Annotated in this window: 14 protein-coding genes; 8 read left to right on the top strand and 6 right to left on the bottom strand. The window is 62.1% G+C overall.

The genetic code is table 11. From position 1 onward, the window contains the following. The first annotated feature begins 293 nt into the window (after positions 1-293). The 4 genes from aceA to P3G66_RS21575 all read left to right on the top strand — a co-directional run bounded on the left by aceA (position 294) and on the right by P3G66_RS21575 (position 6176). Complete coding sequence (gene aceA, locus P3G66_RS21590) at positions 294-1583, top strand: isocitrate lyase (protein WP_003941533.1); 1290 nt, start codon at positions 294-296, stop codon at positions 1581-1583. 185 nt (positions 1584-1768) lie between these two features. Further along, positions 1769-2665, top strand: coding sequence for a 3-hydroxybutyryl-CoA dehydrogenase (locus P3G66_RS21585; protein ID WP_003941541.1), 897 nt, complete (start codon positions 1769-1771; stop codon positions 2663-2665). 91 nt (positions 2666-2756) lie between these two features. Beyond that, the gene (gene metE, locus P3G66_RS21580) at positions 2757-5072 is read left to right on the top strand and encodes a 5-methyltetrahydropteroyltriglutamate--homocysteine S-methyltransferase (RefSeq protein ID WP_073512145.1); all 2316 of its coding nucleotides are present in this window, start codon (positions 2757-2759) and stop codon (positions 5070-5072) included. A gap of 63 nt (positions 5073-5135) precedes the next feature. Then, the gene (locus P3G66_RS21575; RefSeq protein ID WP_003941488.1) at positions 5136-6176 is read left to right on the top strand and encodes an NAD(P)-dependent alcohol dehydrogenase; all 1041 of its coding nucleotides are present in this window, start codon (positions 5136-5138) and stop codon (positions 6174-6176) included. Positions 6177-6213: 37 nt separating this feature from the next. On the opposite strand, the gene P3G66_RS21570 is transcribed toward P3G66_RS21575, so the two are convergent. Further along, on the bottom strand, positions 6214-7008 hold the full coding sequence (locus P3G66_RS21570; protein ID WP_003941515.1) for an RNA polymerase sigma factor SigF: 795 nt from the start codon (positions 7006-7008) through the stop codon (positions 6214-6216). Beyond that, positions 7005-7436 (bottom strand): ATP-binding protein, encoded by a 432-nt coding sequence (locus P3G66_RS21565; protein WP_003941553.1) that lies wholly within the window; start codon positions 7434-7436, stop codon positions 7005-7007. The genes P3G66_RS21570 and P3G66_RS21565 overlap by 4 nt, the downstream gene beginning before the upstream one ends. A gap of 391 nt (positions 7437-7827) precedes the next feature. Here P3G66_RS21565 and P3G66_RS21560 point away from each other — a divergent pair, with 391 nt between their 5' ends. After that, positions 7828-8271 carry an STAS domain-containing protein gene (locus P3G66_RS21560; protein ID WP_007735372.1) on the top strand — a complete coding sequence of 148 codons (444 nt, stop codon included), beginning with the start codon at positions 7828-7830 and terminating at the stop codon, positions 8269-8271. A 68-nt stretch (positions 8272-8339) separates the two neighbouring features. On the opposite strand, the gene P3G66_RS21555 is transcribed toward P3G66_RS21560, so the two are convergent. Beyond that, positions 8340-9608, bottom strand: a complete 1269-nt coding sequence (locus tag P3G66_RS21555; RefSeq protein WP_276117087.1) for a glycosyltransferase — start codon at positions 9606-9608, stop codon at positions 8340-8342. Positions 9609-9728: 120 nt separating this feature from the next. Between P3G66_RS21555 and P3G66_RS21550 the strand changes: the two genes are divergently transcribed. Then, entirely contained in the window at positions 9729-10142 is a 414-nt protein-coding gene (locus tag P3G66_RS21550) for a DUF6292 family protein (RefSeq protein ID WP_003941464.1), read from the top strand. Between the two features lie 22 nt (positions 10143-10164). On the opposite strand, the gene P3G66_RS21545 is transcribed toward P3G66_RS21550, so the two are convergent. Beyond that, entirely contained in the window at positions 10165-10734 is a 570-nt protein-coding gene (locus P3G66_RS21545) for a DUF2231 domain-containing protein (RefSeq protein WP_064114015.1), read from the bottom strand. A gap of 114 nt (positions 10735-10848) precedes the next feature. Here P3G66_RS21545 and P3G66_RS21540 point away from each other — a divergent pair, with 114 nt between their 5' ends. Then, positions 10849-11070 (top strand): hypothetical protein, encoded by a 222-nt coding sequence (locus P3G66_RS21540; RefSeq protein ID WP_039973486.1) that lies wholly within the window; start codon positions 10849-10851, stop codon positions 11068-11070. Between the two features lie 16 nt (positions 11071-11086). Here the strand turns inward: P3G66_RS21540 and P3G66_RS21535 are convergent, their stop codons facing one another. Together P3G66_RS21535 and P3G66_RS21530 are read right to left on the bottom strand one after the other, a co-directional pair. Next, a complete protein-coding gene (locus P3G66_RS21535) occupies positions 11087-11941 on the bottom strand; it encodes a polyphosphate kinase 2 family protein (protein ID WP_054827968.1) in 855 nt (284 codons plus the stop codon). 57 nt (positions 11942-11998) lie between these two features. Next, positions 11999-12718, bottom strand: a complete 720-nt coding sequence (locus P3G66_RS21530; RefSeq protein ID WP_020906745.1) for a TetR/AcrR family transcriptional regulator — start codon at positions 12716-12718, stop codon at positions 11999-12001. Between the two features lie 185 nt (positions 12719-12903). On the opposite strand from P3G66_RS21530, the gene P3G66_RS21525 reads away from it, so the two are divergent. Beyond that, positions 12904-14184 carry a DUF445 domain-containing protein gene (locus P3G66_RS21525; protein ID WP_020968906.1) on the top strand — a complete coding sequence of 427 codons (1281 nt, stop codon included), beginning with the start codon at positions 12904-12906 and terminating at the stop codon, positions 14182-14184. Positions 14185-14191: the final 7 nt, after the last annotated feature.

The raw sequence follows: 14191 nt of genomic DNA, 5'->3' as shown, positions 1-14191 counted from the left end.
GGAATTCGCAAGCGGCGGAGTTGAGTGCATTTCGTTCACAGCCTGCGGTTTCTTTCCTACTCGCCAGTACGGAACCTGTCCGATTGGGTAGTACCAGCCGCGTAGGAATCTTCACAGACTTAGCAAAGTGTGTTGAAAAGGTAGCGAAGATTGGCATTAGCAACAGGTAGACGGCACTTTTTCGATGTGCCATTCTCGGTAAGTACACAAGAAGGGCCTGGCAAGTATGTGAAGTAGTACGCACGTACTGCTCACAACAGGCCGGACCAGCAGATCAAAGAGATGGAGTCTTGATGTCGACCACCGGCACCCCGAAGACCGCAGCTGAGCTCCAGCAGGATTGGGACACCAACCCTCGCTGGAAGGGCGTTACTCGTAACTACACGGCCGATCAGGTCGTCAAGCTCCAGGGCACCGTCGTCGAGGAGCAGACCCTCGCTCGTCGCGGATCCGAGATCCTGTGGGATCTCGTGAACAACGAGGACTACATCAACTCCCTCGGTGCACTTACCGGCAACATGGCTGTGCAGCAGGTTCGCGCCGGCCTGAAGGCCATCTACCTCTCCGGTTGGCAGGTTGCCGGCGATGCGAACCTCTCGGGCCACACGTACCCGGACCAGAGCCTCTACCCGGCCAACTCGGTTCCGACCGTCGTCCGTCGCATCAACAATGCACTGCTGCGCGCCGACGAGATCGCCAAGACCGAGGGTGACACCTCCGTCAGCAACTGGCTCGCTCCGATCGTTGCCGACGCCGAAGCCGGCTTCGGTGGCGCTCTCAACGCTTACGAGCTGCAGAAGGCCATGATCGGCGCCGGCGCTGCCGGTGTCCACTGGGAGGATCAGCTCGCTTCGGAGAAGAAGTGCGGCCACCTCGGCGGCAAGGTGCTCATCCCCACGCAGCAGCACATCCGCACCCTGACCTCGGCTCGCCTGGCTTCCGACGTCGCGGACGTTCCGTCCGTCATCATCGCCCGCACCGACGCTGAGGCCGCAACCCTCATCACCTCCGACGTGGACGAGCGCGACCGCCCGTTCCTCGACGGAACCCGCACGGCTGAAGGCTTCTACGGCGTCAAGAACGGCATCGAGCCCTGCATCGCTCGCGCCAAGGCTTACGCACCGTACGCAGACCTCATCTGGATGGAGACCGGCGTGCCGGATCTCGAGGTTGCAAAGAAGTTCGCCGAGTCCGTTCGCAGCGAATTCCCGGACCAGCTCCTGGCCTACAACTGCTCCCCTTCCTTCAACTGGAAGGCGCACCTGGACGACGCGACCATCGCGAAGTTCCAGAAGGAGCTCGGCGCGATGGGCTTCAAGTTCCAGTTCATCACGCTGGCCGGCTTCCACTCGCTCAACTACGGCATGTTCGACCTTGCCTACGGCTACGCCCGCGAAGGCATGACGGCATTCGTCGACCTGCAGGAGCGCGAGTTCAAGGCTGCCGAAGAGCGTGGCTTCACCGCCATCAAGCACCAGCGTGAGGTTGGCGCCGGCTACTTCGACACCATCGCCACCACCGTTGACCCCAACACCTCGACGGCAGCTCTCAAGGGCTCCACCGAAGAGGGACAGTTCCACTAAGAACTGACTTCGGGTGGGGGAGAGGCTCGGCTTCGGGTCTCTCCCCTGCTTGTATCACCGCACTACTTTCTCTCGTCTTCAAGGCAGTTCCGATTGCGTCGGCCACCAGCGTCGACGCAGTTCGAAGTGCTTGTTTTTGCAACACCTTCACCAGACAAACTCCACGAGACAAACAAGGAGCTGACGTGACCAGCGAAAAAATTCAGCGCGTCGGCGTTATCGGCGCCGGAATCATGGGTGCCGGAATCGCCGAGGTGTGCGCCCGCGCACATGTCGATGTTCTGGTCTTCGAGCAGACTCGCGAGCTTGCAGCAGCCGGGCGTTCACGCATCCTGCGTTCGCTCGACCGCGGCGTGAGCAGCGGAAAGATCACAGAACGTGAGCGTGAGCAGGCCGCATGGCGTCTGCGTTTCACCTCCGATCTGGGAGATTTCGCGGACCGCCAGCTCGTCGTGGAGGCCGTCGTCGAAGACGAGAAGATCAAGAGCGAAATCTTCGCCGAGCTCGACGCGGTCGTGACGGACCCGGATGCGGTTCTCGCGTCCAACACGTCGTCGATCCCGATCATGAAGCTCGGCATCTCGACCAAGCGTCCCGAGCGAGTCATCGGCATGCACTTCTTCAACCCGGTTCCGGTTCTGCCGCTCGTCGAATTGGTGACGACGCTCAAGACCAGTGCCTCCGTCTCGCAGCGCGCCGAGGCTTTTGCCAGCGACATCCTCGGCAAGCAGGTCGTCCGCAGTGCCGACCGCTCCGGCTTCGTCGTCAACGCACTCCTGGTGCCGTACCTGCTCTCGGCGATCCGCATGGTCGAGTCGGGCTTCGCGACCAAGGAAGACATCGACAAGGCAACGGTTCTCGGCCTCGCGCACCCCATGGGTCCGCTGGCTCTCACGGACCTGGTCGGACTCGACACCGTCAAGTCCATCGCCGACTCCATGTACGAAGAGTTCAAGGAGCCGCTGTACTCCGCTCCGCCGTTGCTCCTGCGTATGGTCGAAGCCGGCTTGACCGGCAAGAAGTCCGGCGCGGGCTTCTACGAATACGCCGACAACGGTCGCTCCACCAAGCAGGCAAGCTAAGGCCCAACGCCCCTGTGCGCCTTTCTGGTAGTTCCGGCTACCACAAAGGCGCACAGGGCGCTCGCGCCCCTCGGTTAGAAAGGTCGACCGCATGTCCAGCAGCACTGCAGCATTCGGCTCCAGCGTCCTGGGGTATCCGCGCATCGGGCCGCGCCGTGAGCTCAAGCGCGCCCTCGAGTCCTACTGGCACGGCACTTCGGACAAGGACGCACTTCTCGCGGTCGCCAAGGAACTCCAGGAATCGACCTGGAGCGAATTGGCTGCGACGGGATTGAGCCAGGTTCCCGGCAACACCTTCTCCTTCTACGATCACGTGCTCGACAATGCGCTGCTCTTCGGCGCAGTGCCGGAGCGGTTCAAGCCGCTCGAGGGCGCCCTCGAGCCGCTCGATTTCTACTTCACGATGGCCCGCGGCCGCCCGGACTTCCCGCCTCTCGAGCTGGTGCGCTTCTTCGGTACGAACTACTACTACCGTCAGCCCGAGATCGACGCGAACACAGTGTTCTCGCTCAACTCGGATGCACTTCTCGACGAGTTCGAACGTGCGAAGGCGCGCGGCATCGAATTGCGCCCCGTCATCATGGGGCCCGTCTCGCTGCTTCTGCTTTCGAAGGTCGGACCTGCCACCGAGAAGTCCGATCCGAACTTCACCCCGCTCGACCTGTTGGACGCGCTCCTGCCCGAGTACGAGAAGCTCTTCGAGCAGCTCGCCAAGGCCGGTGCGACCTGTGTTCAGTTGGACGAGCCTTCGGTCACCGAGGATCGCACCCCCGAGGAGCTAGCCGCTCTGGGACGTGCGTACGAGAAGCTGTCGACGGCCCCGCTGCGCCCGCGCCTGTTGGTGACGGGTCCGTACGGCAAGTTCGGCGAAGCCCTCAACATCTTGGCGCCCACCAAGATCGAAGCCTTCGGTCTTGACTTGGTGCACGGCAAGATCACGGCCGAGGAACTGGCCGCGGTGCCGAACATCAAGCGCAAGCGCATCTACGCGGGCGTCGTCGACGGTCGCAACGTCTGGCGCGTCGACCGGTTCAACACCTTGACGTACCTGAACGAACTCAAAGACGTTGTGCCTGACCTCGTCGTCTCCACGTCGTCGTCGCTGCTGCACGTGCCGTACGACGTGCTCTCCGAGTACGACATTCCGGGAGACGTCGCAGACCGTCTGGCTTTTGCGAAGCAGAAGGTCGGCGAAGTCGTCTCACTGGCGAAGGCGCTCACCGAAGGTCCTTCGGACAAGTGGCGTAAGCGTCCGACGAAGGTGCACTTCAAGCTCAAGCACGCTGTCCGTGCTCGGGTGAACGCGATCAAGCCCGAAGATCGTGTGCGTGCACCGTACGAGGAGCGTCGTAAAGCTCAGCAGGAACGGTTGAATCTGCCCTTGGTGCCGGCCCAGACACTGGGTTCGTTCCCGCAGACCGACGCGATTCGCCAGGCTCGTTACGAACTCGGCCAGGGGCGTTTGGAGTGGGACGACTACTACAAGCGCATCCAGGAAGAGATCCAGCGCACAATCCGTCTGCAAGAGGACATCGGTCTCGATGTTTTCGTGCACGGCGAGCACGAGCGCAACGACATGGTCCAGTACTTCGCCGAACTGCTCGAGGGCTATGCCTTCACGCACAACGGTTGGGTCCAGGCCTACGGATCTCGTTGCACGCGTCCGCCGATTCTCTACGGCGACATCGCACGTCCGAAGCCGATGACGGTCGAGTGGATCGCGTACGCGCAGTCGCTGACCGACAAGCCGGTCAAGGGCATGCTGACGGGTCCGGTCACCATGATCGCCCGTTCGTTCGTTCGCCAGGATCAGCCGCTCTACGAAACGGCAGAGCAACTGGCACTTGTCATTCGAGACGAAATCGCGGATCTCGAAGCTGCCGGAATCGCCATCATCCAGGTGGACGAACCGGCAATTCGTGAACTGCTGCCACTGCGTGAGGACGGCCGGGAGGCCTACCTGGAGTGGGCCGTCGACGCGTTCCGTCTGGCAACAGGTGGAGCGAAGCCGGAAACACAGATCCACACACATCTGACGTACTCCGCTCGGTCGTCGGTGGTCGACGCCATCGAACGGTTGGACGCCGATGTGACGGCTATCGTCGCGACCCGCTCCATCACGTGGGTTCTCGAAGCACTCAAGGAAGGCGCGCTCACGCACGGCGTCGGTCCCGGTGTCTACGAATCTCGCTCGGCTCGGATTCCCGACATCGACGAACTCGACGAATTGCTCACTGAGGCAAGCGAATCGATCTCTCTCGATCGCTTGTGGGCAAACCCGGACGGCGGCCTCAAGACCCGCCATCCGTGGCAACTCGAGCCTTCGCTGCGCAATATGGTTGCGGCCGCGAGGCGCCTGCGTCGTCGGGCCGAGCAAGCCGAGCGCGACGCCGGGAAAGCCACGTAAAGAACAAGTCATGGAGGGGCCTGCGAGTTGCAGGTCCCTCCATGCACGGGTAGGCATGTGTGCATGGTTACTGCTGCTGCTTATGCCGCGACGTCCGCTGACGGTCCCCTCGAGAAGACCACTGTCGAACGCCGCGAGCTCGGTCCACTGGACATTCTCATCGACATCAAATTTGCCGGCATCTGCCATTCCGACATCCACACCGCTCGCAACGAGTGGGGCGGAGCCAAGTACCCGATCGTCCCCGGACACGAAATCGCCGGCGTCGTCGCCGCCGTGGGTTCCGATGTCACCAAGCACAAGGTCGGCGACCGAGTGGGCGTCGGCTGCTTCGTCGACTCGTGCGGGGAGTGCGACGCCTGCACCGCCGGTGAAGAGCAGTACTGCCGCAAGGGTGTGACGGGTACGTACAACGCCACCGGCCGCGACGGCGAGCGCACTCAGGGTGGCTACTCGACGCACATCGTCGTCACCGAGCACTTCGTGCTCTCGATCCCGGAGGGCATCGAACTCGACGTTGCAGCGCCGCTCCTGTGCGCGGGCATCACCTTGTACTCACCGCTGCGGCACTGGAACGCCGGCCCCGGCAAGAAGGTCGCCATCATCGGTTTCGGCGGCCTCGGGCACGTCGGCGTGAAGATCGCCAAGGCGCTCGGAGCGGAAGTCACCGTCCTGAGCCAGACGCTCGGCAAGAAAGACGACGGGCTTCGCCTCGGCGCCGATCACTACTACGCGACCAACGACCGTGAGACGTTCAAGGCTCTTCGCGGCGAGTTCGACCTGATCCTCAACACGGTCTCGGTCAACCTCGACATCGACGCCTACATGTCCTTGCTTGCCATCAACGGCACTCTCGTCGAACTCGGCCTGCCCGAGAAGCCGATCGAAGTTCGAGCATTCTCGCTCGCCGCAAACCGTCGTAGCCTCGCCGGTTCCATGGTCGGAGGTATCCCGCAGACACAGGAGATGCTCGACTTCTGCGCCGAGCACGGCATCGGCGCAGAAATCGAACTGATCCCGGCGAGCGACATCAACGACGCTTACGAGCGCGTGATCAAGAGCGACGTCCGATACCGATTCGTGATCGACACCGCAACGATCTGACCCGCTCGGTCCTGCCCAGTCGAATTGTTCGCGGAGCTCAGTCGAGTTGCTCGCGAAGATTACTCAGTGTCTTCGCGAGCAACCTCGACACGTGCATCTGGGACACACCTACTTTCTCGGCGATCTGTGTCTGCGTCAGATTTCCGAAGAATCTGAGCATCAACACCGTCCGCTCTCGCTCGGGCAGCTTGTCGAGAAGCGGACGCAACGCCTCGTGATTCTCGACGTTCTCGAGAGCTGCGTCGTAGTCACCGAGTGTCTCCACGAGCGGGAGATCGTCGGTGTGATTGGACGCGGCACCGTCGACCGAGACCGTCTGATACGCGTTGCCGGCGATCAAGGCCTGGGCAACTTCTTCGCGTTCGATCCCCAACGTCTCGGCCAACTCGTCGACGGTCGGCGCGTGTCCGAGCTGTTGTGACAGCTCGCTGATGGCCTGCCCGAGTTGGAAGTGCAACTCCTTCATCCGGCGGGGAACCCGCAATGCCCAACCGGTGTCGCGGAAGTGTCGTCGAACCTCGCCCATGACGGTGGGAACTGCGAACGAGACGAAATCGGATCCGCGCGTGGAATCGAAACGGTCGACGGCGTTGACCAGACCGAGACGCGCCACCTGAACCAGATCGTCGTGTGCCTCGCCACGACCGTCGAATCGTCTGGCGATGTGCTCGGCCAACGGTAGGCATCTGGTGATGAGTGCAGTGCGCACTCGTTCGTACTCCGGGCTGTGGGGCTCGAGGGTCCGCAGTTCCTCGAAAACTGGTATTACGTCCCGATATTCGTCGGTGGACCGCCGACGCGGGCGTGACGGGCCGTCTGCGGAAGCGGTCACAGGCGCCCGCTGAGGGCCTTGGTGAACTTCATGGTGGTGATGTAGCCGACGCCGCCGAGGTTCTCTTCCTGGTCGAGCGAAATCGAATCGGTGAGTTCGGTGAGGATGTGCCACCCGAACGAACGCTGACTGCTGTCCTCGTACTCCGTGGTCGTCGTGGACACGGACACGTGCAATTGCGGGGGCGTGAAGACGAACCGACACACCAGAACCGAATCAGGCGCAGCGCGAACGATCAGATGCGTACAGATTTCGTCCATGGCCAGTTTGATGTCGGCGATGGCGTCGAGGTCGAAGTTTTCCTGAATGGCAACGGTGGCGGCCAGTGCACGCAAAATCGACAGCTGATCGAGAGTCGCTTGAATCCTCAACTCCACAACTGGCTGAGTCTGATCCTGATCGGGCTCGAGTGCGCTGAGGTGTGCCATAAGTTCTCCGGATCGTCGTACCAGGGGTCGCGGTGAAGTCTGGTGCCGAGAACGATACCCATCCCGACCTTCACAGTGACCCCCGAACACGAAATTTGGTCGATGGTGGTGCCGGGGTAAACGACACGATTCTGCTCACGACCGTTGGCGATCGCAACATCGGATTACCTCGCGGAACCGCAGACCAAACCACATTTTTGTTCGGAACACCGAAACGAATGGTCGCAACGCACTTGTGACGTCCGTCATGCTGGCGTACTGTTTCAAACCGAGGTTGAGCACACAGCCGATGAGGGATTTATCCGTATTTCTGGAGACCCGTTCATCGTGCGTCTCCTTCGGAGGTCCCTTCTCTTTTGCAGAGTGTAAACCGTTGCGGGATGGGAGAACCATGACTGTTGTTCCAGGATCATCTATTTCAGGCTTTACGAACGCGGCGAAGGGATCGGTAGACTACGGACCTCCCGCGACCGGGACAGCGACCGCATCGTTTCACGCGCACCGCATCAGTGCACACACCGCTGTGATCAAAGTTCGTGGTGAGATCGATCTGATGAGCGCCAATGCTTTTCGTGACTTCTTGACGTACCACGTGGCCGCGGACCGGACGCTGGTCGTCGATCTATCCGAACTCGAATTCATGGGGACGTGCGGCTTGTCCGTGCTGTCGGTCCTGTCGACGCGATCACGCGACGTGGGCGGCACACTCGCGCTCGTCTGCGCCCGCCCGGTGCAAAGGTTGCTCAAAGCAGCTGGTCAGGAGTCGATGTTTGCCTGCTACGAGTCGCTCGATCATGCAATCGGACTCGAAGAGACCCGACGTTTTCCCGCTTGATCACGCAGTTTCAGTCCAAGCTTCGTGAAATCACCTTCGTGAATTCAGTTTCGTAGAGCCCGTCAGCGTCAGTGCACTTCACTTCGGTGAGTGCCCTTGTGTTGGCGGGCTCTCGGCGGTGCTGTGACGCAGCGGCCGTAGGTGCGGACCACTTCGGTGGCGACGTGATCCCACGAATACGATTCGCACGCTCGGGCCCGGCTCTGCCGTGCGAACGCCGCGCCTTCGTCCTCGTCGTCGAGAAGATGGCGGACTGCGCGAGCGGTTTCCACCGGGTTGTTGACCGGGACCCGACGCCCGGTGAGTCCGTCGATCACCGTATCCCGCAGTCCGCCAACAGGAGTCGCGACTACGGGAACTCCGCACGCCATTGCTTCCAGTGCCGCGATTCCGAACGGTTCGTATCGAGGGGTGCACACGAGGGCGTCGGCCGATCGCATCAGTTTCGGTACTTGGCGGTGCGGAACCCGTCCCAACAATTGGACGCGATCTGCGACGCCGAGGCGCTCGGCGAGCTTGACCAAGCGGATCGCCACTTCGTCGGTGCTCAGTTGCGCGACGGGTGGCCCGCCGATCACCACCAACTCCGTATCCGGCAGCGAAGCCAGCGCGGCGACGGCAACATCGAAGCCCTTCTGCTCCGCCAGTCTTCCGACGCAGATCAATCGATGCGGTGCGGTTTTCTTCGCGGCGGGTCCCTCCGGGGTGAATGCTTCGGTGTCCACGCCCGAGGGCACCATCGTGGTCCGTGATCGTGGTGATCCCTGCCGGACCAGATCGAAGATTTCGTCCGAACTGGTCGCGATGACATGGGTTGCGCCCCTGGCGATCAACGGTTCCAGGTGAGTCCGCTCCGAGGGGCTGTCGTCGGCTGCTCCGAGGTGGCGGTGCGCCGCAGATCCCAGGGAATGGAATGTCTGAAGTACGGGGATGCCGAGCGATCGGGTCGCGAGTTCCGTTGCCACACCGGACATCCAGAAGTGCGAGTGCACCACATCGGGTCGGTCGGTACTCCACTGAGCGCGCAGAATGCTGGCAAAGGTTCCCAGGTGAGGGAGGATGTCGGCATCCGGGAGAGCCTGCGTCGGGCCGGCCTCGAGATAGTCGACGGAGTACCCGGCGCGGGCGCGAACGCGGTCCGGCCCACCGACGTGGGCACGCCTGGTGAAGACGGTGACGTCGTGTCCGGCACGAACCAAGGCGGCAGACAGTTCGTCGACGTGCAGGTTCTGTGCACCGGCTGCCGAGCAGCCCACCGGTGCGAGTGGATCGGCGTTCACCGACACCATGGAGATCTTCAGCATTCGTCCGGGAGCCATAGCGGGCGAGTACTTCATCGGGTCCCCTCTCCACTTGATCGGTTCGTCTGGGGATACCCGGAGTCCGTGATCTGAACCGGGTTTCGACGCGGTCAGCGCTGGGCACATTCCAAACACGATGGCGAGGAGTGAGGTTCGATGACAGAACAAATGCTGGTCGACGCAACCGTCGGACTCGGGTTCGAGCGGTACGTACAACGGGTGGCGGTCGGTGTGGGGGCCGGCATCGAGCAGTGGTGTTGCAGGCGCGAGCACCCTCTGGAGGCTTACATCGCATTGGACCGAACTGTGCCGCGTTTCCCCGGGCGCGAGGTGGCTTTGCTGTGGGAGGAGACGTGCGGTTGGGCCCTGGCCGTGGAGACCAGATCAGGGGAGGACCTCATCGTTCTCGGATATCTGGGCGAACACGCAGTGCCGACCCCGGACGCCGTCGCCGATTTTGCCGCGACACTGGGTACGCGCAGCCCACACTGGGTCATGAACAGACCATTGGCGGATTCGGACGAGACCGCGCGAGAACTGCGGAGCTACTCCGGAAGTGCTTACGCCTGAACAGTATCGAGGTCCGATCGGCTCAGTTGACTACATCCAGGATGGGATCGAGAACCGGAGTCGCTGCAGCCTCGACGGCCGGATCGTCCATGAGCTTGAAAACGATGTGACCACCGAGCGCGCCACCGACACCGACCGCGGTGAGCGCCAGCACCGACAGCACTCGCGCCAGCGCGAGTGAGTCCTTTCCGCGTAGCCTGTACGACGCCGCAAAAGACCAGATCCCCACTGCATTCGACGCCGCGTGCACCAGCCCCACTCGGCGTGCGACGTCGCCACGTTCGGACCAGTCCAGCCATCCCGTCAGCAAAGCCGGCGGAGTCGAAACCAATCCGAGCCCGATCAGCCGTCGTGCAGTCTGCGGATCGCCTAGAACATCGAAGACCAACGAAGCCGTCCACGCGCCCGCGGGAATGGTCACGAGGGCAGGATGGATGGGATGCCCGACGGCGGCGCCGCGCAGAAGTGCGGCGACAGTGCGCGATCGGTCGGATCGCTCCGTGATCTCGAGGATTCTGCGCCTGAGGCCAGTGGACGGACCGTCCAGTCCGCGAGCGGATTCGATTCCGCGATAAAGAGTTCCGATGTCCATGTAATTCGGCTACCCGGCGTAGACGTCGGGAAACCTCGCGACGGCAGTGTCTTGTCGACCGTCATGCTCCGGCGTACGGTCGAAACGAAAGAGATCCGACCGGAGGAGCGAACGATGAAGCTCAATCTCTTTGCAGCGTGGGCGTCGTATTTCCTGGTGCTGGCCACAGTGGTCTGCCTCGGCAGTTTTCTGGTGGCGGCAGGTTCAGGCCAGGGTGGTTGGGCATTGATCGCCGGCCTCGCCGGCGTCGCGTGCATCGGCCTCGCGGTAGCCCTGTACGCCAGTACTGTGCGTCACGACCACAAAGTGCACCGCGAATCCCCACACCTGTTCTGATCAGGCCTGCTTCTGATCAAGACTGTGCGAGTCGTGCCTTCTCCGCCTCGATGTCGAAGTCGGCAGGGGGCCAGTCGAGATCGAGCTTTTCCAGAGCGTCGATCAGTAGCTCCGTGACCGCAATGCGGCTGTACCACTTCCGATCACACGGCACGACGTACCACGGCGCGTGCTCGGTCGACGTCTTGTCGAGCATTGCCTGATACGCCTGTTGATATGCAGGCCACAAACCGCGTTCGGTCACGTCGCCAGGGTTGTACTTCCAGTACTTGTCCGGGCGGTCGAGACGTTCTTCGAGTCGCTTCTTCTGCTCGTCGAGCGAGACGAACATCGCGACTTTCACGATGGTGGTTCCGGCGTCGACGAGTTCCTTTTCGAACTGGTTGATCTCGTCGTAGCGCTTGCTCCAGACATCCTCCGGGACAAGATCGTGGACGCGCACTACCAGGACGTCCTCGTAGTGGGAGCGATCGAACACACCGAGATAGCCGCCGCGGGGGAGTTCCTTCTTGATCCGCCAAAGGTAGTGATGTTGCTTTTCCTCTTCGGTCGGGACGCCGAAGGCCGCGTGCTGAACTCCCGAAGGATCCACGTGACCGATCACGTGTCGGACCATGCCGCCCTTGCCTGCGGTGTCCATTCCTTGCAGAACCAGCAGGACTGAACGACTGTCCCCGGACCGGCCGTTGGCGTACAGCAACTCCTGCAGGTCGGACAGAACCGCGCCGCGTTCCTCGAGCAGACGTTCGCCGTCAGCTTTGTTTCCGGTGAATCCCGGAGTGCTGTTGCGATCGAGTTGATCGAGTTCGAACCCGGGCTCCGCCCGCAGGGTCTTGGCGGCCGGTGTTTCCCACAGCGAGTCTTGTGCCATGCCGAAAGAGTGCCACAGGATCGCGCCCGGCGGCTCGAAAGTTCGGTCTCGGGCGAGTCAGTCCTCGGCAGGCTTGACGAGGGGATGCGGAACCGACTTGAACTTGGCCGGTGATCCGTTGACCGCAGCTATGCCGGTGATGCCGCCCCACGTCATCATCGTGAGGTAGTCGATCAGCGATTCCGCGGACATCGACTTGTTGGAGATCCACCAGTGCGTCGCGAGCTGAATTCCGCCCACGATCCCGAACGCCCACGGCAGCGAACCGCCGGAATCCATCTCCATCTCGCGAAGACGATTGCCCAACACCGTGGAGAGCAATTCGGCGATCATGCGCTCGGAATCGGCAACGACGTCGCGGTTGGCGCCGGCGCCGTTGGCCATGACGTAGAGGTAGATGTCGGGGTCGGATGCCACCGTCTCGACGTATGCGGTGATGCTCGCCTGGGTGAGTTCGAAATCGTCGAGATCGCCACTGATCGCTTCGTAGATACGCGGCGACAGGATGGTCTCGACGTACCGCATCATCGTGGCGGTCGTGAGGTCGCTCTTGTCGGCGAAGTATCGGTAGAGCACGGTCTTGGAGACACCGATCTCGGACGCGATCTCGTCCATGCCGATCTCACGGCCGCGCGCGCGGATGGCGGCGATGGTGCCGTCGACGAGTTCCTCGCGGCGAGCGATCTTGTGCTCACGCCAACGACGCTTCCGACCGTCGGATTTCTCGGGCTTCGCATCAGCAACGACTGGGCCGTCTACCTGCTCGTTGTCCTGCACGGCATTCTTGGCCACGAGTCATCTCATATCTGTGGTGCGAGCCACGTCCGATCGGTCTACTTTCCGGTCCAGCTTAATGTCCGCGCCTTTATCTCGGGCACTCACATCCGCAGTTCGGGGGATTAGGTCCTGCAGAATCGGACTTCGTGTCGCTCGCGCTACGCCGCGTCACACCTTTCGGCACAATGGCGAGGGTGCAGCAACTGAGCCTCTCCGCCTTCGACGACGCCGCCAAGCGTCGGGACCTTCGCAAGATGAAGGTCTTCGCTACTGGCCTTCTGGGCTTCGCGACGGTGGTCTACATCTTCTGCCGGTGGCAGGAATCCCGCGGCGCCGGAGAGTGGGTCGGGTACGTCCGGGCCGCGTCCGAGGCAGGCATGGTCGGCGCGCTTGCCGACTGGTTTGCCGTCACCGCGCTCTTCCGTCATCCGATGGGCCTTCCCATCCCGCACACTGCCATCATCAAGCGTAAGAAAGACCAGCTCGGAGCCAGCCTGAGCTCATTCGTCGGTCAAAACTTCCTGGCTCCCGAGGTTGTGTCGGCCAAGGTGCAGCAGGCGCAGATTCCGCTGCGGCTCGGCACGTGGATGGCCGAACCTGCCAACGCCGCTCGCGTCGCCGCCGAGACGTCGACGGTCTTGCGCGGCATGGTCGAGGTTCTTCGCGACGAGGACATCGCCCAGATCATCGACAACACGATCGTGAAGCGTCTGGCCGAGCCCATGTGGGGACCGCCGATCGGCCGAGTGCTCGGTGAACTTCTCAAGGACAACAAGCAACTGCCGATCATCGAATTGCTTGCCGAGCGGGCACATCAGTGGGCTCTCGGCAGCCAGGAGACGATCGATCGTGTGATCGTTCGCGATTCGCCCGCGTGGTCGCCGAAGTTCGTCGACGCCATGCTGGGGGAGAAGATATACAAGGAACTCGTCGAGTTCACCTGGAAGGTCCGTTCCAACCCCGAACACGAGGTACGCCTCGCCGCCAACCGCTTCCTGATCGACTTCGCCGATGATCTGCAGAACGACCCGGAGACCATCAAGAAGGCCGAGGGGATCAAGGCCGAGATCATGGGTCGCGAGGAAGTGACGGGTCTGGCGTCGTCGACATGGCAGGTTGCCAAGCGGCTCATCATGGAGTCCGTCGACGATCCGAACAGCACCCTGCGGACCAAGGTCGCCGAGAACGTCGCCGGCTTCGGAGTCAGGCTGCGTGACGACGAGTCCATGCGTGAGAAGGTCGACGGCTGGCTGGTGCAGGGCACCAAGTACATCGCGGAGAACTACACCGACGAGATCACTGGAGTCATCAGTGACACCGTCGAGCGGTGGGACGCCGACGAAGCGAGCCAGAAGATCGAGTTGCAGGTCGGTCGAGATCTTCAGTTCATCCGTATCAACGGCACCGTTGTCGGCTCGATCGCCGGACTGCTGATCTACACGATTTCGACGCTCATCTTCGGCTGAGCTGTCC

Source organism: Rhodococcus sp. C3V, from assembly GCF_029269915.1.
Taxonomy (GTDB): domain Bacteria; phylum Actinomycetota; class Actinomycetes; order Mycobacteriales; family Mycobacteriaceae; genus Rhodococcus_F; species Rhodococcus_F qingshengii.
Note: the sequence above shows the minus strand (reverse complement) of the source record. Positions and strands in the feature narration are given on the sequence as shown.

Excerpts from the sequence above, each read along its gene's own strand:
- P3G66_RS21525 (WP_020968906.1), top strand. The coding sequence starts at position 12,904 with ATGGCGAGGGTGCAGCAACTGAGCCTCTCCGCCTTCGACGACGCCGCC.
- P3G66_RS21550 (WP_003941464.1), top strand. The coding sequence starts at position 9,729 with ATGACAGAACAAATGCTGGTCGACGCAACCGTCGGACTCGGGTTCGAG.
- P3G66_RS21575 (WP_003941488.1), top strand. The coding sequence starts at position 5,136 with ATGGTTACTGCTGCTGCTTATGCCGCGACGTCCGCTGACGGTCCCCTC.
- P3G66_RS21555 (WP_276117087.1), bottom strand. The coding sequence starts at position 9,608 with ATGAAGTACTCGCCCGCTATGGCTCCCGGACGAATGCTGAAGATCTCC.
- aceA (WP_003941533.1), top strand. The coding sequence starts at position 294 with ATGTCGACCACCGGCACCCCGAAGACCGCAGCTGAGCTCCAGCAGGAT.
- P3G66_RS21560 (WP_007735372.1), top strand. The coding sequence starts at position 7,828 with ATGACTGTTGTTCCAGGATCATCTATTTCAGGCTTTACGAACGCGGCG.
- P3G66_RS21540 (WP_039973486.1), top strand. The coding sequence starts at position 10,849 with ATGAAGCTCAATCTCTTTGCAGCGTGGGCGTCGTATTTCCTGGTGCTG.
- metE (WP_073512145.1), top strand. The coding sequence starts at position 2,757 with ATGTCCAGCAGCACTGCAGCATTCGGCTCCAGCGTCCTGGGGTATCCG.
- P3G66_RS21545 (WP_064114015.1), bottom strand. The coding sequence starts at position 10,734 with ATGGACATCGGAACTCTTTATCGCGGAATCGAATCCGCTCGCGGACTG.
- P3G66_RS21565 (WP_003941553.1), bottom strand. The coding sequence starts at position 7,436 with ATGGCACACCTCAGCGCACTCGAGCCCGATCAGGATCAGACTCAGCCA.
- P3G66_RS21535 (WP_054827968.1), bottom strand. The coding sequence starts at position 11,941 with ATGGCACAAGACTCGCTGTGGGAAACACCGGCCGCCAAGACCCTGCGG.